19 protein-coding genes and 2 pseudogenes are annotated in these 19,414 nt (G+C 36.6%); 1 reads left to right on the top strand and 20 read right to left on the bottom strand.

Annotated features, from left to right (window positions below; translation table 11 throughout):
- Positions 1–10: 10 nt before the first annotated feature.
- The 9 genes and pseudogenes from purF to JCM14932_RS05790 form a co-directional block, all read right to left on the bottom strand.
- Entirely contained in the window at positions 11–1,435 is a 1,425-nt protein-coding gene (gene purF, locus JCM14932_RS05830) for an amidophosphoribosyltransferase (protein WP_025024062.1), read from the bottom strand.
- Positions 1,420–3,626: pseudogene (gene purL / locus JCM14932_RS14670) on the bottom strand (phosphoribosylformylglycinamidine synthase subunit PurL). The gene purF and the pseudogene purL overlap by 16 nt, the downstream one beginning before the upstream one ends.
- Positions 3,626–4,303 carry a phosphoribosylformylglycinamidine synthase subunit PurQ gene (gene purQ, locus JCM14932_RS05820; protein ID WP_025024061.1) on the bottom strand — a complete coding sequence of 226 codons (678 nt, stop codon included), beginning with the start codon at positions 4,301–4,303 and terminating at the stop codon, positions 3,626–3,628. Before purQ ends, purL begins: the two are co-directional and overlap by 1 nt.
- The gene (gene purS / locus JCM14932_RS05815; RefSeq protein WP_025024060.1) at positions 4,303–4,551 is read right to left on the bottom strand and encodes a phosphoribosylformylglycinamidine synthase subunit PurS; all 249 of its coding nucleotides are present in this window, start codon (positions 4,549–4,551) and stop codon (positions 4,303–4,305) included. Before purS ends, purQ begins: the two co-directional genes overlap by 1 nt.
- 10 nt (positions 4,552–4,561) lie before the next feature.
- A complete protein-coding gene (purC, locus tag JCM14932_RS05810; protein ID WP_025024059.1) occupies positions 4,562–5,266 on the bottom strand; it encodes a phosphoribosylaminoimidazolesuccinocarboxamide synthase in 705 nt (234 codons plus the stop codon).
- Between the two features lie 8 nt (positions 5,267–5,274).
- Positions 5,275–6,396 (bottom strand): 5-(carboxyamino)imidazole ribonucleotide synthase, encoded by a 1,122-nt coding sequence (gene purK, locus JCM14932_RS05805; protein WP_025024058.1) that lies wholly within the window; start codon positions 6,394–6,396, stop codon positions 5,275–5,277.
- A complete protein-coding gene (purE, locus tag JCM14932_RS05800; protein ID WP_025024057.1) occupies positions 6,389–6,874 on the bottom strand; it encodes a 5-(carboxyamino)imidazole ribonucleotide mutase in 486 nt (161 codons plus the stop codon). The genes purK and purE overlap by 8 nt, the downstream gene beginning before the upstream one ends.
- 253 nt (positions 6,875–7,127) lie before the next feature.
- Positions 7,128–7,357 (bottom strand): annotated as a pseudogene (locus JCM14932_RS14665) (YneF family protein).
- Positions 7,358–7,420: 63 nt separating this feature from the next.
- A complete protein-coding gene (locus JCM14932_RS05790; protein ID WP_025024056.1) occupies positions 7,421–7,663 on the bottom strand; it encodes a DUF896 domain-containing protein in 243 nt (80 codons plus the stop codon).
- Between the two features lie 94 nt (positions 7,664–7,757).
- Between JCM14932_RS05790 and lexA the strand changes: the two genes are divergently transcribed.
- The gene (gene lexA, locus JCM14932_RS05785; RefSeq protein ID WP_025024055.1) at positions 7,758–8,381 is read left to right on the top strand and encodes a transcriptional repressor LexA; all 624 of its coding nucleotides are present in this window, start codon (positions 7,758–7,760) and stop codon (positions 8,379–8,381) included.
- 76 nt (positions 8,382–8,457) lie between these two features.
- Here the strand turns inward: lexA and rplS are convergent, their stop codons facing one another.
- The 11 genes from rplS to plsX all read right to left on the bottom strand — a co-directional run bounded on the left by rplS (position 8,458) and on the right by plsX (position 19,411).
- Positions 8,458–8,811, bottom strand: a complete 354-nt coding sequence (gene rplS, locus JCM14932_RS05780) for a 50S ribosomal protein L19 (protein ID WP_025024054.1) — start codon at positions 8,809–8,811, stop codon at positions 8,458–8,460.
- Between the two features lie 105 nt (positions 8,812–8,916).
- The gene (gene trmD, locus JCM14932_RS05775) at positions 8,917–9,654 is read right to left on the bottom strand and encodes a tRNA (guanosine(37)-N1)-methyltransferase TrmD (protein WP_025024053.1); all 738 of its coding nucleotides are present in this window, start codon (positions 9,652–9,654) and stop codon (positions 8,917–8,919) included.
- The gene (gene rimM, locus JCM14932_RS05770) at positions 9,654–10,172 is read right to left on the bottom strand and encodes a ribosome maturation factor RimM (protein ID WP_025024052.1); all 519 of its coding nucleotides are present in this window, start codon (positions 10,170–10,172) and stop codon (positions 9,654–9,656) included. Before rimM ends, trmD begins: the two co-directional genes overlap by 1 nt.
- Before the next feature lie 71 nt (positions 10,173–10,243).
- Positions 10,244–10,516, bottom strand: a complete 273-nt coding sequence (rpsP, locus tag JCM14932_RS05765) for a 30S ribosomal protein S16 (RefSeq protein WP_025024051.1) — start codon at positions 10,514–10,516, stop codon at positions 10,244–10,246.
- A gap of 86 nt (positions 10,517–10,602) precedes the next feature.
- A complete protein-coding gene (gene ffh, locus JCM14932_RS05760; protein WP_025024050.1) occupies positions 10,603–12,039 on the bottom strand; it encodes a signal recognition particle protein in 1,437 nt (478 codons plus the stop codon).
- 12 nt (positions 12,040–12,051) lie between these two features.
- Positions 12,052–12,393: a YlxM family DNA-binding protein gene (gene ylxM / locus JCM14932_RS05755; RefSeq protein ID WP_025024049.1), complete on the bottom strand. Its 342-nt coding sequence runs from the start codon at positions 12,391–12,393 to the stop codon at positions 12,052–12,054.
- 2 nt (positions 12,394–12,395) lie between these two features.
- On the bottom strand, positions 12,396–13,778 hold the full coding sequence (gene ftsY / locus JCM14932_RS05750) for a signal recognition particle-docking protein FtsY (protein ID WP_025024048.1): 1,383 nt from the start codon (positions 13,776–13,778) through the stop codon (positions 12,396–12,398).
- A 14-nt stretch (positions 13,779–13,792) separates the two neighbouring features.
- Entirely contained in the window at positions 13,793–17,353 is a 3,561-nt protein-coding gene (gene smc, locus JCM14932_RS14660; protein WP_034542691.1) for a chromosome segregation protein SMC, read from the bottom strand.
- A gap of 13 nt (positions 17,354–17,366) precedes the next feature.
- Positions 17,367–18,056 (bottom strand): ribonuclease III, encoded by a 690-nt coding sequence (rnc, locus tag JCM14932_RS05740; RefSeq protein ID WP_025024047.1) that lies wholly within the window; start codon positions 18,054–18,056, stop codon positions 17,367–17,369.
- 85 nt (positions 18,057–18,141) lie between these two features.
- Positions 18,142–18,384 carry an acyl carrier protein gene (acpP, locus tag JCM14932_RS05735; RefSeq protein WP_025024046.1) on the bottom strand — a complete coding sequence of 81 codons (243 nt, stop codon included), beginning with the start codon at positions 18,382–18,384 and terminating at the stop codon, positions 18,142–18,144.
- A 13-nt stretch (positions 18,385–18,397) separates the two neighbouring features.
- On the bottom strand, positions 18,398–19,411 hold the full coding sequence (plsX, locus tag JCM14932_RS05730) for a phosphate acyltransferase PlsX (protein ID WP_025024045.1): 1,014 nt from the start codon (positions 19,409–19,411) through the stop codon (positions 18,398–18,400).
- Positions 19,412–19,414 lie beyond the last annotated feature (3 nt).

Below are 19,414 nucleotides of genomic sequence, written 5' to 3'. Positions count from 1 at the left end.
ATAATCTCCTTTATGAATCTTTTTCTACTTCATCTGCGTAGTCATATAAGTATGTTGGATATTTTCCATTGAAGTATGACAGATCAAGACCTGAATCAGGTAGGTTTCTATCCTTACTCAAACCAATGGCATCAACCAATCCTTCTTCACTCAAGAATTCCAATGAATCAGCATCAAACATTTTTCTCATTTCTTCAACTGATTTATGAGAAGCAATTAACTCGCTCTTCTTTTGAATATCAATTCCAAAGAAACAAGGAAACTTAAATTGTGGTGAAGCAATTCTTAAATGAACTTCACGAGCACCGGCATCACGTAACATCTTGACGATATATGCACACGTTGTTCCGCGTACAATTGAGTCATCTACCAAAATTACACGTTTATCCTTCACCACACCTTTAACAGCTGCTAGCTTTTGGCGAACGCTCTTTTCTCTTAATTCTTGTGTAGGCTGGATAAATTCACGTCCCATGTATTGATTCTTAATGAGTCCCATTTCATACGGAAGCTTAATTGCTTCAGCATAACCACTGGCAGCGGACAATGACGAGTTTGGAACTCCTACGACAATATCTCCTTCAACTGGATATTCTTCAGCAAGGTTTCTTCCCATACGTTTCCTAGCGGAATGAACATTTATTCCTAACAAATTAGAATCAGCTCTGGCGAAGTAAACAAACTCCATTGAACAAAATGCTAATTTGGTCTTTGTCGTCCAATGATCAATCTTCATACCTTCATCATTGATAGTGATCAGTTCACCTGGCAAAACATCGCGAACAAACTTCGCATTAACAGCATCTAATGCGCAAGTTTCACTTGCAACAACATATGAGCCGTTTTCCAATTGTCCAATCGACAATGGTCTAAAGCCATTACTATCTAAAGCAATAATTAATGAATCTCTCGTCATCAATAAATAAGCAAATCCACCTTGAATCGTATTAAGCGATTCTTTTATTTTGTCTATGAGATTTGACTTATTTGATTTTTTGATCAAATGCATCAAAACTTCAGAATCTGAACTTGATTTGAAAATGTGACCACTTTGTTCAAGTTCTTTTTTTAAAGTAATTGCGTTAGTTAAATTACCATTATGAGCTAGTGCAAATTGATCATCCGTAAAATCAAATAACAATGGTTGAACATTTTCAATTTTATTTTCTCCGGCAGTAGAATATCTAACGTGACCGATTGCTGAATTACCAGTTAATGCGTACAAGTTCTTTTGATCTGAAAAAACTTGCGATACAAGTCCAAGATTGCGATAACTCATTAACTTGCCATTATCATTGGTGACTATTCCAGCCCCTTCTTGTCCACGGTGCTGTAAACTGTGCAGTCCCAGATATGTTAAATAATTAGCATTTTCTGCTCCCCAGACTCCAAAAACTCCACATTCTTCATTCAAACTTTTTACTTCATTAAACATGGGATTGCCTCTTTCCAGTTACTCAAGGACTCACTTAATTCAATATCCATCTCATCGTCACTCGTATGAATAGAAAATACTGAATCATTAGTTACAAAGCCAAGACACTCAAAATTATCTTTAAAAATTTCTTCTAAGGACTCCTTGTCCTTGCTCTCAATCGTTACTAAATATCTTGACTGTGTTTCTGAAAACATCTGCTTAGATGTTAAAACTGTTTGAATATTGAATCCTAATTCATTTTCAAAAGCTGATTCTGAAATAGCTGCAACTAACCCACCGTCTGATAAATCATGACAGCTCTTTAATAAATTATTTTTTATTGCTTTCAAAATCAATTGTTGATTATTCAATTCAATATCTAAATCAATCTCGTTAAGTTTTCCTTGAACGGTACCCAATTGTTGTTCTTGTATTTCTGAACCATTAAAATCATTGCCAGTATTACCCAACAAATAAATCAAGTCACCTGAGTCCTTAAATGAAGATGTCGTGATATGGCTGATATCTTCAATTAGACCGACCATTCCAATCATTGGACTTGGATAGATAGCTTCCTTATTAAATTCGTTGTATAAAGAAACATTCCCCGAAATGACTGGAACATCAAACTTGTTACATACATCAGCAATTCCTTGAACACTTTGGTCCAATTCCCAGAATATTTCTGGATCTTCCGGATTTCCATAATTTAAACAATCTGTTATTCCTACAGGGATACCACCACTAGCAACAATATTTCTAGCGGCTTCTAATACTGTTATCTGACCCCCGATATATGGATCGACATACACATATCTAGAATTACTATCGTTGGTTGCGACAATAGCCTTTTTTGTTCCTCTAATGCGAACAACTCCAGCATCACTACCAGTCTAACGACTGTATTACTTTTAACTTGCGAGTCATATGTTTCGTATAGATACGATTTTGAAGCAATTGAAGGACTCCTCAAAATATTCATCCATGATTCTTTAAAAGATTTTATTTCCGGAACGAATTGATCATTATTGTTTTCAAGTCTAGCTGGCTTAACACCTTGATGGTCATATTCAGGAACATCTTCCGTCAAACTATCAATAGGAATATCAACAACTAGTTTATTTTGATGATAAATTTTATATTGCTTATCAGAGGTTACCTTTCCAATAATTACAGCATCTAAGTTATATGCTTCAAAGAAGTCTAATACATCATCCTCAAACTCTGGCTTGATACATAAAACCATTCGCTCTTGAGATTCAGATAGCATCATTTCATATGCACTCATTCCGGATTCACGTTGAGGAACGTTATCTAGATTCAGCATCAAACCACTTTGAGCTTTTGAAGCCATTTCAGCAGTTGATGATACCAAACCAGCTGCTCCCATATCTTGAACTCCCAGAATCCAATCTGAATGTTCTTGGATAATCTCAACACAAGCATCCATCAATAACTTCTCGATAAATGGATTACCAACTTGTACCGCTGAACGTTGCTTCTTTTTCTTGTTTGAAAATTCATCTGAGGCAAATGTGGCTCCATGGATTCCATCACGACCAGTTGTTGATCCAACATATACGATTAGATTATTGTTACCACTTGCTTGACCATGTTTGAACTGTGTATTGTCAAGTAATCCAATGCACATCGCGTTAACCAATGGATTTTTTTCATAACATTTCTCAAATGTAATTTCTCCACCAATAGTTGGAATACCAATACAATTACCATATCCGCCGATCCCAGCAACTACTTCTTTAACCAAATGTTTAGTTTGGTCATTGTCAATTGGACCGAACTTCAAACTATCGAGCAATGCAATTGGTGTTGCACCCATTGAAAAAATATCTCTAATAATTCCACCAACACCTGTAGCCGCACCTTGATAAGGTTCAACTGCAGATGGATGGTTATGACTCTCTGCCTTAAAAACAACTGCTTGATTGTCGCCAATATCAATAATACCGGCATCTTCACCTGGACCAGCTAATACACGTGAGCTATCATTTGGAAGCTTACGAAGAACCTTTTTTGAATTCTTGTATGAACAATGTTCACTCCACATAACGGAATATAAGCCGGTTTCAGTGTAGTTAGGCAATCTGCCTAAAATCTTCTCACTGATTAATTCATACTCAGAATCACTTAATCCCCATGTCTGATAAATCTTTTCTTCTTTGATTTGTACTGGTGTTGGTTCACTCACTATATTTGCACCCCGTTCTTTTGAGTTTCTAACATCGACTTGAACAACTTCAAACCATCATCTGAACCTAGAATAGATTCAATTGCTCTTTCTGGATGGGGCATCATACCTAAAACATTCTTTTGCTTATTAGTAATTCCAGCGATTTCTTCAACGCTACCATTTACATCCTGACTATATCTAAAAACAACCTGGTTATTCTCATTTAATTCCCATAATGTCTCTTCATCACAGTAATATCTGCCTTCACCATGTGCAATTGGTACCATAATTTTTTCATTCAAATTATATTTGTTAGTAAAGATGGTTTTGTTATTTTCAACTACTAATTCAACTTGTTTACATATGAAACGGTTTTGTCGATTATTAGTTAGTGTTCCCGGTAATAATCCAATTTCAGTTAAAATCTGGAATCCATTACAGATACCCAAAACTGGTTTACCTTCGTTGGCTAACCTTATTACTTCCTTGATAATTGGTGCATGACTGGCAATTGCGCCACTTCTAAGATAGTCACCATATGAGAATCCACCAGGAATTAAAATTCCATCGTATCCATCTAATGATTCTTCTTTGTAGCTGACCAAATCAGCTTCTTGTTCAATTCCGTCACGAATGGCGTAATAAAGATCCATGTCACAGTTAGAACCAGGGAAAACAATAACTGCAAATTTCATTATGCTTCCTCCGCAATTTCATAACGGTAACTTTCAATATTAGGATTGGCTAGTAATCCATCACAGATTTCATCAACATCTTTTTCAAGACTTTCAGTACTATCATCGAACTTTAATTCAAAATACTTTCCCATTCTTACTTCAGATACACCAGGGTATCCCATGGTATGCGTTGCATCTTTGATAGCTTCACCTTGCACGTCAACAACTGAATCCTTTAGAGTTACATAAATTTTTACAAGAATCATTTTTTTCTCCTTATTTAGCCGTTAATCTATCCAGCACTTTTTGATATGTTTCCACTAAGTCGCCTTTTTTTTGTCTAAAAATATCTTTGTCTAGTGATGTATGACTACTTTGATCCCATAGGCGGCAGTTATCTGGGGAAAATTCATCGACAAGAATGACCTTCCCATTCAAACGTCCAAATTCAAGCTTAAAATCAATTAAATCAAGTTTTTTATCACCAAAAAATTTGATCAACAAATGATTTACTTCTAGGGCCTGTTCTTTGACATAATCAATTTCCGATTGGGTAGCGATGCCCAGTGAGATGACTTGTGAATCATTGATAAATGGATCATCAAGCTTGTCACTCTTGAAATAAAATTCAATGATTGGAGTTTCTAACATCTCACCTTCAATCAAATCAAACTTCTTAGCTAAGCTTCCAGATACACGATTTCTCAAAACAACTTCAAGCGGAATTACCTCAGTCTTTTTGATCAATTGTTCATGATCAGAAATATTCTTAATTACATGTGTTTCAATACCGTTTTCGATCAAATAATCAAATACTAAGGTAGAAATTTGACAATTCAAGATACCTTTTCCAGGAAACATTTCCTTTCTCTTACCATTCAAAGCTGTTGCTTGATCCTTATAGACCACTAGCAATTCGTCTTCGTTATCAGTTTTGAATAAGTCTTTAGCTTTTCCAGAATAAATCAATTGATTATCCATAATTTCTCCTATACGTTCCAAATTGGATTTTCTTCAATACTTTTTTGGGTTTCATTAACATCATTGATCAAAATAGTTATATGCCCCATTTTCCGATTATGCTTGATTTCATCTTTTCCATAATCATGAAGATGCCAATCAGCATGATTGAAAACATCTAATCTCGCATTAACCAAATGCTGACCTAATAAATTAACCATAACTGCCGACTGTAATAGGTTTATTTTTGGCATCGGTAAATTGCAAATTCCTCTGATATGAGCATCAAATTGAGAAATATTACACGATTCAATTGTCAGATGTCCTGAATTGTGTGGTCGTGGTGCAATTTCATTTACATACAAGTCTTCTTGTGCAGAAATAAAAAATTCAACACACATAGTTCCTACTAGCTCTAACTTCTCAGATATTCCTTCAGCAATTTCATGAATTTGTTGACTCAACTTATCACTGATACGAGCTGGACAAATACTTAGATGAAGAATGTTATCTCGATGGATATTTTCTATAACTGGAAAAATAGACGTTTGTCCAGCAATATTCCTTGATATAACCACTGATACTTCCTTATCTAGGTCGATTGTTTTTTCTAAAATACACTCTGAAGAACTTACTAAATCTCCAATACCATTGAATGATTCATCTTCAATTCTGATTTGACCCTTACCATCATATCCACCGCGTGTCGTCTTGATTATCGATGGAATTCCAATTTTTTTTATTGCCTGTTCAAATTCCTTCATATCTTCAACGATTGCATGTGGCACAACTGGAAAGCCGTTATCCTCCAAAAATCCCTTCTCAGAAATTCGATTTTGTGTAACAGTCAGAGCCTTTGTTCCTTGTGGAATATAAGTATATTGAGATACTTCTTCGATAGTTTCAGCATCAACATTTTCAAATTCATATGTCATTACATCTACATGTTTTGCTAATTCAATCAGAGAATCCAAGTCGTCATATTCTGCAACGATCTGTGCATCTGATACTTGCGCAGCTGAACAATTGTCTTGTGGATCAAGAATGATTACCTTATATCCCATTTCTTTTGCAGACAACGCCATCATTTGGCCCAACTGACCTCCGCCAATGATGCCAATTGTTGAACCAGATAAAGATTGATTATTCAAGATTTTTCCCACTTTCTACTGATTTGTCATGCATTCGATTTTGATAATCAATCAAATTGATTGCATATTGTTCGTTTTCTAATGCACAAATCTTGGTAGCTAGAATCGCTGCATTAGTTGCTCCAGCATCACCAATTGCAACGGTAGCGACTGGAACACCACTAGGCATCTGTACAATAGATAACAGTGAGTCTATGCCATTGAGCGTACTGGATTTAACGGGTACACCGATAACTGGAAGTATGGTTGAAGAAGCAATCATACCTGGCAAATGTGCAGCACCGCCAGCACCGGCAATAATGACTTTGAAATGATTTGCTGCTGCTCCAATTGCGAAATCAAGCATTTCTTGCGGCATCCTATGTGCAGAGATCACTTTAACTTCATAACTAACTTCCAATTGTTCAAGTGTCTCAATAGTTTTTTCCATTGTTTTTAAATCTGAAATGGAACCCATGATTATTGCAACATCTTTCATTATTTGTTTACCCTTTCTAATTAGTACTCAAATATTAACAGCTATTATTTTATTTTTCAAGGAAAAGACGTACATTAATATCTATAATTTTAATAATCATTCGTGAATTCGTTTTAAAAAAGAATATTTTAATTATTAAAATTATTATAGTTCGGGAATTATTATACATTTTGTATTTTAAACAAAAAAATAGGTAGACCCTGATTAACTTAATAATCAAGGTCTACCTATTAGAAATTAAAATGCTTAAATTTTACTTTTTGCTATTTTCTTTCTTTTGTTGTGCTTTCATTGAGCTCATCAATTGATTCAACTTCTTTTGTGATGGTTTTTGTCCCATTTGTGCCATCATTTGTTTAATCATATCAGGCTAATTGGTGGATTATCTTCAAAGTACTTCTTCATATACCATCTTGCGGCGAAGAAACCAATGATCAATCCAACTAATAAAGCCAAAACTCCAACTGCGATCGTTATTCCCATATCTTATTTTCACCCTTTCCATACATCTTATAATGATACAAAAAATTTAATGTAATTAAAAGACTAATCGTCACGTAATCCCTTTTTACGTTGAATTTCTTTAACTTTGTTTGGTGTTACTTCTTTTCCTTCCTTATCATAGACCTTCATCATTTCGATTTGTGATCTAAAACTGGCACGGAAATTTTCCAAATACTTTTTACGAAGCACGCCTTGTTGATGCGCCTCTTCAGGTGTCAATCCACCATTCTTGGACTTGTGTGCTAATTCATTTATCTTAGCAATTAGTTCTTCTTGTTCTTTCATTTCTATATATCTCCTAATTATACCGAACACTTGTTTGAATTTATATCATCATTCTGATACAATCTAAATAAGATATTAACAATGAGGTGTTCTAATGTCAAAAGCTGAGGGCTCTAAACAATCCCAAATTTTACAATGCATCCATGATTATTTAGACGATCATGGCTATCCACCAACCGTCAGAGAAATCTGTGAGGCAGTTGATCTATCTTCAACGTCAACTGTACACGGTCATTTATCACGACTTGAGAAAAAAGGTTACTTACAACGTGATCCAACTAAGCCAAGAGCAATTGAATTGACAGTTGCTGGATTGAATTCAATCGGTGTTAAATCGAAGCAAATTCCGATCCTAGGTGCTGTTGCTGCTGGTCAACCTATCACAGCTGAGCGTAACCCTGAAGGCTACTTCCCAATTCCACCTGACTTAAATCGTAGTTCTGGTGAACTATTCATGTTAGATATTCACGGTGAAAGTATGATAAATGCCGGTATCTTTGATGGTGATCAAGTTATTGTTCACGAGCAAAATACTGCTAACAATGGTGAAATCGTCATTGCAATGACTGAAGATATTGAAGCCACTTGCAAACGATTCTACAGTGAAAACGGACATTACCGTCTACAACCTGAAAATGATACAATGGATCCAATTATTTTGGACAATGTTGAAGTTCTTGGTAAGGTTGTCGGATTGTATCGTTCACAAATATTCTAAATTTAAGGATACTCGAATGAGTATCCTTTTTTGATACAAAAAAAGATGCCTCGTAGGCATCTCTTTAATTGCAATATTAGATATCGCGACGACGTTCCTTGATACGTGCAGCCTTACCCTTACGATCACGTAGGTAGTATAACTTAGCACGACGTACACGACCATGTCTGATAACTTCGATCTTGTCAACACGAGGTGTGTTTAGTGGGAATGTTCTTTCAACACCAACACCACTACTGATCTTACGAACAGTATATGTAGCACTAACGCCTGTACCGTGTTTCTTAATTACAACACCTTCGAACAATTGAATACGTTCACGTGAACCTTCAACAACCTTGGCGTGGACACGAACTGTGTCTCCAGGGCGGAAATCAGGAATATCTGAACGTAGTTGTTCTGATGTAATATCTTGAATTAATTTATTCATAAAACTCTCTCCTGTTTCGACACTCTTATATATCCTTAAATGGTATACAGCGGAATATCGTTAATATGTGCTCAAACACTCTTACAATAATACATTAATTGTATTTCAGTGTAAACTGTTTTCTGATTTTATTTCTCTCAAGAAATGTTTTTCTTCATTTGATAACTCAACCGTATTCAATAAGTCCGGACGTCTCTCCAAAGTCTTTCTCAGAGACTGTTTCAAGCGCCATATACGGATTTTTTCGTGATCTCCACTAGTAAGTACCTCAGGTACCTTCTTACCTCGAAAATCAGCAGGACGTGAATACTGAGGGTATTCCAATAATCCGTTAGAAAATGATTCATCTTCAGCAGAGACAGAATTGCCTAGGACGCCTGGAACAAATCTCAGTGTAGCATCGATCATACTCATGGTTGGCAATTCACCACCAGTCAGAATATAGTCACCGATCGAAACTTCATCCGTTACTAAATCCTTGATCCGTTCGTCGAATCCCTCGTAATGACCACAAATAAATACTAATTGATCTTCCTTAGCAAAGTCACGCGCCATATTAGTATTAAATGTTTTACCAGCGGGATCTAATAATATAACACGTTTTTTACCAGGCTTTTGTTCTTCAACATAGTCCATTGCGTCATATATTGGTTGTGCTTGCAGAAGCATCCCAGCTCCACCACCGTACGGTGAATCATCAACGTGGTTCTGCTTATTAGTCGTAAAATCTCTGAAATCTACAACGTCAATATTTACTAAATCCTTTTCTTGAGCCTTGCCAATTAATGATTCATCCAATGACTGAAACATTCTGGGAAAAATACTTAAAACTGTAATATCCATTAGTCTATCAATCCATCCGGAATCTCAACGTCAATTTTTTGACCTTCAAGATCCACCTTTTTTACAACATCATCAATATAAGGAACTAGTACTTCCTTATACTTCGAACCCTTAACGACCCAAACATCATTCGGACCGAGTTCAATTATCTCTTTTACTTTACCAATATTGCCTAACACAGGATCAACCACGTCTAAGCCAATAATCTGACTGTACAAAAATTCACCTTCAGCAAGTTTAGGCTTCACTTCATTGTCAGCAAAAATCTCAGACTTAACATACTGTTCCACGTCATTGATATTGTCATAACCTTCGAATTTTATCAAAATAAAATTCTTGTGTTTACGTGAAGATTCCACTACAAGTTGCTTTTCAGCACTTCCAGTTTTGTGCAAATATAACTTAGCACCAGACTTGAATCTCTCTTCTGGAAAATCTGTAATAGGTATGATCCTTAGTTCACCTTTAATACCATGAGTATTAACTATTGTACCCACTCTGTATAATTTCTCGGCCATTGGCTCCTCCGTGATAAATAAATAGGACCTGACAAAACGAAGTTTTATCTGATCCCACTTTTATTATTCAATTATTTTGAATATTTGCTTTCATGATACTTTTGCATAATACCATGTGTCTTAAGCAAGTTACGAACTGTATCTGAAGGTTGTGCACCTTTTTGTAACCAATCCATAATCTTGTCATCATCTAACTTGATTTCTTCTGGTTGTGTAATTGGGTTGTAGTAACCAACTTGTTCGATGAAGCGGCCATCACGTGGTGCACGTGAATCAGCAACAACGATTCTGTAAAATGGTCTTAACTTACTACCCATACGTTTCATTCTAATCTTAACTGACATTTTGTTTCCTCCTAAATACTTAACTTTGTTAGTATACACAAAAAAAATAGAAGTGTAAAGTTTTTTTCTTTACACCTCGTATTTTTTTATGATTTAAAACGTTTGATCTTCTTCAAGCGCTTCTTTTTATTCTTCTTTTGTTTCTTAACCATTGAACGCATGGCCATCTTCCCAATTTTTCCGGACATTCCTCCGCCCATCATTTGATCAAGACCATTCATATTTCCCTTACTCATTTGTTTCATCATGTCACGGGATTGCTTGAACTGTTTGATCATGCGATTGACTTCTTGAATATTACGGCCAGATCCACTAGCAATTCTACGACGGCGTGAAGGGTTCAATAAATCAGGATTCTCACGTTCCTTAGGTGTCATTGAATAAACAATTGCCTTCAAGTGATCGATATCTTTTTCACCGATACTAACATTTGCTAATTGCGGATTATTAGCCATTCCAGGGATCATCTTCATAATTTCATCAAGTGGTCCCATTTTTTGAACTTGATCCATTTGGTCAATAAAATCATTGAAATCAAAACTGTTTTCTCTGATTTTTTCAGCCATTTCTTCAGCTTGTTTAGCATCGTAGTCTGTCTGGGCTTTTTCGATAAGCGTAAGCATATCACCCATACCCAAAATACGATCAGCCATACGATCGGGATGGAAAACATCCAATTGATCGAGTTTTTCACCTTGTCCAATGAACTTGATTGGCTTACCAGTAACCGAACGAATTGAAAGTGCGGCCCCACCACGGGTATCACCATCCAACTTAGTTAGTACAACACCAGTAATATCAAGTTGTTCGTCGAATCCATGAGCAACCTTAGCAGCAACTTGACCAGTCATCGCATCGGCAACGAACAAGATTTCATTTGGATGAGCTAACTCTTTGATACGTGCCAATTCGTCCATCAACTTATCGTCGATTTCCAAACGTCCGGCAGTATCAATGATTACATAATCATTCTTGTTCTCTTCAGCTTGTTTCAAACCATTACGAACAATGTCAACTGGATCCTTGTCGGTACCTTCATCATAAACCGGAGCACCAACTTGTTCACCAACGACCTTCAACTGTTCAATAGCGGCAGGACGATAAACATCCCCTGCAATAAACATTGGACGAGCCTTGTCGTTTGCCATCAAATACTTAGCTAACTTACCAGCAGTTGTGGTTTTACCAGCACCTTGAAGACCAACCATCATGATGATAGTTGGAATATGTGGAGCTTTGTTTAGCGGAACAGCTTCCTCACCCATCAACTTAGTTAATTCGTCATCAACAATTTTGATTACTTGTTGTGAAGGTGTCAAACTGTCCATTACTTCTGAACCTAATGCACGTTCTCTAACTTGTTTAACGAATCCCTTAACAACATCGAAGTTAACATCGGCCTCAAGTAAAGCCATTCTAACTTCACGCATTACAGCACGAACATCATCTTCTGAAAGTTTTCCTTTACCTTTCAGCGAAGAAAAAACTTTTTGTAGTCGTTCACTTAATCCTTCAAAAGCCATCTCTTACTCCTATTATTTTTCATTTATTTTTGAAATACGTCTTACTAATTCTACCAATTCTTTATCCTTAGGATACTTTTTCAAAACAATCCGATCTAGTTGACTGGCAATATCGTCGATTTCTTGTGTCTTCTGTACTAATCCTAGTTCTGCTTCAAAAGATTCTAACAGACTGACTGAACGATGCAAATTGTCCATAACAGCTTGACGCGACACATCAAGTTGTTCAGCGATTTCACTCAAAGAAAAGTCTTCAACATAATATAAATTAATATATTGATTTTGTTTTTTGGTTAATAAAGAATGATAAAAATTATACAACAAATTTATCTTAGTTGTTTCATCAATGCCCATAATTATTTACCGGAACCGACGATCAGTTCCTTAAATAGTCCATAAATAAATTTCTCAGGGTCAAAGTCTCTAAGATCATCCATTTGTTCACCTAATCCCACCAGTTTAACTGGAATGTGTAATTCATTACGGATCGGTAAGACAATACCACCTTGTGAACTACCATCGATCTTAGTCAAAACAATTCCTGTAACATCAGTTGTTTCATTGAATTGCTTAGCTTGACTCAAAGCGTTTTGTCCGGTTGAACCATCCAAAACTAATAATACTTCTTGTGGAGCATCTGGAAGTTCACGAGTAATAACACGTTTGATTTTTTCAAGCTCACGCATGAGTCCTTCTTTGTTCTGTAAACGTCCAGCAGTATCGACTAGTAAAATATCATAGTCATCATTAACTGCGCGTTGAACAGCGTCATAAACAACGGAAGCAGGATCAGTCTGTGGCTTGCTTGCTTCAACAGGAACATTTACACGACGTCCCCATTCTTGTAATTGTTCGATAGCACCAGCTCTAAATGTATCACCAGCCGCCAAAAGAACTTTTTTACCTTCTTGTTGATATCTGTGAGCCAATTTACCAATAGTTGTTGTCTTACCAGCACCATTAACTCCAACGAATAAGAAGACTGTTGGTGTTTTATCAGCACTAAACTTCAATGAATTATCTTCTTCTTTGCCCTCCTCATCGTACATATCAACTAATTTGCGAACGATGACATCAGAAACATCAGAACGTTTCTTAACATTCTCTAACTTAACTTCTTCACGTAGTTCATCAGACAACTTCAAAGCAGTTTCATAACCAACATCAGATTCGATCAACAACTCTTCAAGATCATCAAAGAACTCTTCATCAACACTTCTAAAGTTAGCCAAGAAGCGATTAAAACGAGCACCAAATGAATTACGACTCTTCTTTAATCCTTCATCGTACTCTTTGATATCATCTTTTTCTTCAGGCTCTTCTGAAACTTCTGACTCAGACTCTTCAGTAGTTTCAGTAGCTTGCTCTGACTCCGATTCTAGTTCTGTTGTTTCTTCAGGTTGTGATTCTTCAGACGGAGTTTCCACTGGTTCCTCGGTTGATTCAGCTGGAGTATTGTCTTCAACTGGCTCTTCCGTTTTCTCCACTGGCTCAGCAGGCTCTTCATTTACCTCTTTTGCTTCCTGCTCTGGTTCTTCCACAACTTCTTTTGGTTCATTTTCAGTTTCCGATTCAGCAGGGGTTTCAGTATTCTCTGACTTATCTGACTCAGAGTCTTCTGATTCAGCATCGTTAGCGGATTCCTCGCCTTCAACAGCTTCTTTTGTTTCTTGTTCTTTTTTATCTTCTTCTTCGTCTTTACCGGTAAAAGCTTTTTTTATTCGATCAAAAAGTCCCATTAATTAATCTCCTTTTAAGCGTCTTTGTTGATATCTTGTAGCGAAACCGAGAGCATTCTTGAGACTCCGGATTCTTCCATCGTTACGCCATACAAACGATTTACATTCATCATTGTACCCTTACGGTGCGTAATAACAATAAATTCAGTATTAGCATCATAACGATTTAAATAATTAGCAAAGCGATAGACATTTGCATCGTCTAATGATGCCTCAACTTCATCAAGGATACAGAATGGCACAGGATGAACCTTGATAATTGCAAACAACAATGTGATAGCTGTCAAAGCCTTCTCTCCACCAGATAACAAGCTCAAGCGCTGAAACTTCTTCCCAGGTGGTTGTGCGATAATTTCAATTCCCGTCTCTAACAAGTTACTAGGGTCAGTCAAGACTAACTTAGCACGGCCTCCAGCAAACATCTCAGGGAAAATAGTTTCAAATGCTGCACTAACTTCATCAAATGTCTTTTTGAAACGAGTTGTAACTTCATTATCCATTTCTGACATTGTATCCAGCAACTGTTGTCTAGCTTGTAGTAAATCATTTTGTTGAGTCGTCAAGAATTCATAACGATCCTTGACCTTGTCATATTCTTCGATGGCAGACAAATTAACTGTTCCTAACTCGTCAATTCCCATCTTCAATAATCTAGCTTCTCGTTTGAGAGTCTCTGGATCAGAATCCTGTTGCTTGAGGTTCTTCATTGCAGCCTCATACGTCAATGAATAATCCTCTGACAGTGTATCTAAACGACTATCGATCTTATTAGTTAATTTAGTAACAGCGATTGCCAAGTTTTCTTGTTCATCTGAAGCTGATTTTTGTAAATCAAAGTTACGCTGAGCTTTTTCATTAAGTGATGCAGCTTGTTTATCTTTTTCACTACGTTGAGATTTCAAATCATCAAGATCGGCTTGAAGCAGCTTAATGTCATTTTCAAATTGAGTCGTCTTGGCCTTGATTTCAGCGTTCGACATGCTTAATTGGTCTCGTTCTGAATTTAATTGATCCAAACGAATTCCTAATTCTTTAATATGCTCATCTGAAGCTGATATTTCACTTATCAAACGCTCTTGCTGGGTTTTTTCATTATCGAAATTACTCTTAACAACTGCGAGGTTAGTCTGCGTCTTTTGAATATTATTATTGATTTGACTCAGCTCAGAATCGAAGTCCTTCAAGAGCTTTTGTTTGGCTTCAATTTCTTGTTGAACATCGGTAACCTGTTGTTTCAGCTTGTCAGCATTTTCAATCTGTACATTAAGTTCTTTTTGTAATTCAGTTTTTTCTGAATTGTTCTTATTGGCAGTATATTGCAAAGCATCCCTTTGTTCTTCAAGATGCTTTGTCTCGTTTGTATATGTCGATAATGAACTACTCAATTGGCCCTTTTCTTGATTAAAATCAGCCAATTTACTTTCGATTTTTTTCTTCTCTTCACGCAGATCAACTAACTCTTGACGAAGATCAACTACCGTCTGTTGTTTTTGATCAAGTAACATTTCCTGTTTAGAAAGTTTGGCATTCAACGATGTCAATTCGTCCTTACGTGTCAAGATACTTGAGTTAACTCGACGTTGTTGTCCACCTGTCATTGAACCACCAGCATTTACAACATTCCCGTCCAAAGTTACAACGCGATACTTGCGGTTTACAGCAGCAGAAACCCTTGTGGCAGCATCAATATTTTCAGCTATCAACAAATTACCCAAAATATTTTTGACAATATTTGCTACTTTGTCATCAAACTTCACTAAGTCACTAGCTACTCCAACGTAACCAGCAACTTGTTCAGCATTGTTCAAATCCGTGGCATAAATAGTTCTCGCCTTAATAATATTGATTGGCAAGAATGTTGCACGACCGCCATTTCTCTTACGTAAATAAGCGATAGCTTGCTTAGCAGATGATTCATCTTTAGTAACGATCGATTGCAATTGATTACTAACGACTGTTTCGATTGCCAACTGATACTTACTTGGAACCTTGATCAGTTCGGCTACAGCACCAATGATCCCACCAATTTCGTTTTGATTATTTAAAACATTTTTAGCACCTTCAAAAAAGCCAACATGCTCTTGTTGCATGTTCTCCAGCACTGTCTTACGTGCCTTTGTCTCTTGAAGATTCTCCAAAAATTTCAAATATTCTTGATTCTCAGCGGTCCCTGTTTCAGTAACTCGCTTAATATTATTATCGATTTCATCATTTTTCTTGATTAAATCTTGATTATCATCGATCAACTTTTGTAATTGCGCACTGACTTCAGTGACCTTATTGCTTGATTCTTTCAAATCATCTTCAATATCAGCCATTTGATGTTCAGTATCTTCATTCGAGGCTTGAATCCTATCAAGCTGACGTTGCGTGTACTTTTGATCATTTCCAGTAGAAACTTGTTCCTGCAATGTATTGACGTACTTATCACGCAACTCTGAAATATCATCCTGAATCTGTTGAGGTGTCTTCTTCTGCAGCTGTGTTATTTCTTTCAGCTTTGCCTCAAGTTCTTGGATCTGTGATTGATATTCAGAAATCTTTTCATTACATTCAGACAATTTGACCTCATGTAACTTCTTATCAGCCTTGATACTCTTCAGTTGTTCATTTAAAGAAGTTTGATTAGTCGTATTGAATCCATTTCTTTCATCAGAAACAGCAATCTGACCATTCAAGATTTCAAGTGACTGTGTTTTTTTAACAAGGTCAGCTTGACTAGCGTCGATTTTCTCGGCTAGTTTACTGATTTGGTCACGATTATCAGTAACTTCTTTATTAGAAATTTTTACTTGTTGTTCAATATTTTGCAGACTCATCTTAACTTCACGAAGCTTAGATTCTGTCTGACGCTTCTCTTTTGATAAATCTTTTATTTCTATCGTTAATATTTGTTGATAAATATTATCATATTTACTCTTTTGTTCTTTGTAATCTCGAGCAATACTAGCCTGTTCCTTCAATGGCTCTACTTGCTTAGACAGTTCCGAAACAATATCCGATACACGATGTAAATTATCGGTCGTTTCACTCAAACGATTCTCTGCCTGTGTCTTTTTCTGCTTAAACAAGGCAATTCCGGCAGACTCTTCGATGATCGAACGACGTTCAACTGGTTTACTATTGAATATTTCTTCAACTCGGCCCTGAGAAATAGTTGAGAATGACTGTTTTCCCATGCCTGAATCCATGAACATCTCAGTTATATCACGGAGACGACATGCCTTATTGTTAATTGAAAATTCAGTATCACCATTTCTGAACAACTTACGCTGAATCGTAATATTGGTCTGGTCTGACTTTAACTCTCCATTTGAGTTATCAAACTCCAATGTGACTTCAGCATGATTCATCTGTGCTCGTGTTGCACTTCCGGCAAAAATAACATCTACCATCTTGTCACCACGTAGGCTCTTAGCTGATTGCTCACCCATTACCCAACGAATTGCTTCTGTAATATTCGATTTTCCACTTCCATTGGGTCCTACAATACCGGTGATTCCACTTGTAAAATCAATCTTTGTCTTATCAGCAAAAGATTTAAACCCATTGATCGTTAATGATTTTAATGGCATAAAATAAAAACTCCTATAATTCTTCTAATGCTTGTTTAGCAGCCATTTGTTCTGCATGCTTCTTACTATATCCAAATCCCTTAGACAATATTTTGTCATTAACAATCAATTCGATTTCGAACTTCTTGTCGTGATCTGGACCTTCTTCGTCGATTACTTTGTAGTCGATCTCAACTTCACCTGATTGTTGCAATTTCTCTTGCAAGTGAGTCTTGAAATCAGTATCTTCTGAGAATTCACCTGAATCGATGTGTGGATAAACAACACTTTCAAGGAATTCTTCAACAGCCTCGTTACCTTGGTCCAAGTACAATGCACCGTTAAATGCCTCAAAAATATCTTCAAGTAAAGTATGTCTCTGACGTGCACCTTGTTTCTCTTCGCCTTTACCGATCAACAAATATTTGTCGATTTGAATTTGCTTAGCAAATTTGGCAAAACTATCAGTTCTAACAATGTCAGATCTTAATCTCGTTAATTTTCCTTCAGGTAGTTGGGGATATTTTTCAAACAAGTATCTTGAGATGTTGATTTCCAAAACGGCATCCCCAAGGAACTCTAGTCGTTCATAGTTACCGATTCCTAATTCTTTGTGTTCATTGTCAAAAGAAGAATGAGTCATAGCACGCTCAATCAACTTCTTGTTGTTAAAGGTAATACCATAGTTCTTTTCTAAATAATCTAGAAATTTTTGATCTAGCATAACGCGTCCCCTTTCCAATAACCTTAATTATACTAAACTTTTACACTAAATAATTAAATGGCGAAAAAAATAAGACCTAAAGGTCTTATTTTTGATGACTCATGATGTAATTTACTGCGTCACCAACTGTTTTGATCTTCTCAGCATCTTCATCAGGAATCTCTGCATCAAATTCTTCTTCAAGTTCCAAAACGAATTCTACCAAATCAATTGAATCTGCATCTAAGTCTTCGGTAAATGATGTTTCTTTCTTGATTGTACTTGCATCAACTTCAAATTTATCGGCGATCAATCCAACGATTTTATCGTAAACTTCTTGTTCTGACATTTAACGAATCTCCCTATTTATCTTCATCTTTTTTATTCATTTGTTCAAAGTAAGTATTAGCTTTGTTAATCGTGTCGTTTAGCAACATATCATAAATCTGTTTAACTGTATAGAAAACTGTCTTACTATCTGCAGCACCATGAGCTTTGATCACAGGCGACTTCAAGCCAAGTAAGACCGCACCACCAGCATGAGATGTATCAAACATATCACGAAGCCCCTTCAATGAAGGAGCAACAATCGCTGCACCCATTTTAGTAAAGAAACCATTGTTTAGCAAGGCATGTTTCATTTCTTTGAGAAGGATCGTAGCAGTACCTTCTGTGGCCTTCAATGCAGCATTACCAGTGAAACCATCAGTAACGATGACATCGGCGACACCGCTCAAAATATTGTTTGATTCCACATTACCAATAAAGTTGATACCTTCAGTATTTGACAGCAGTTTAAAAGCTTCTTTATGAAGAGTATCACCTTTATCTTCCTCAGTACCATTGTTCAACAATCCGATACGAGGTTCCTTGATCTGTTTGACATCACGAGCATAAATTGAACCCATAACGGCCCATTGCTGTAAGTATGTAGGCTTAGCTTCAGCGTTCGCACCAACATCCAACACGTTAACTCCTAATGCTGAATTGGTTACGGGCAATGTTGGCATCAAGGCAGGTCGTTCAACCTGTTTAATACGGCCAACAATGAAGATACCAGCGGCTAATAAGGCACCTGTATTACCAAGCGACAACATAGCATCTGCTTCTTTAGCTTTGACAGACTTGGCAGCTAAGACCATTGAAGAATTTTTCTTCGAGCGGATTGCCTTAACTGGCTCGTCAGTCCCAAGTATCTCTTCATCCGTATGAACAATTGATATACGATCACTGTTCTTCAGATACTTCTTGATTTTGGTTTCATCACCATACAGTACAAATTCCAAATCAGTCCACTCGTCACGAGCCTTTTCAATTCCCTCAACAATTACTTGAGGCGCATTATCTCCACCCATGGCGTCTACTGCAATTTTCATTCA

It is taken from the genome of Companilactobacillus nodensis DSM 19682 = JCM 14932 = NBRC 107160 (genome assembly GCF_000615905.1).
In the GTDB taxonomy this organism is placed as follows: domain Bacteria; phylum Bacillota; class Bacilli; order Lactobacillales; family Lactobacillaceae; genus Companilactobacillus; species Companilactobacillus nodensis.
The sequence above is the reverse complement of the archived record's forward strand: the minus strand, read 5'-3'. Positions and strand labels throughout refer to the sequence as shown.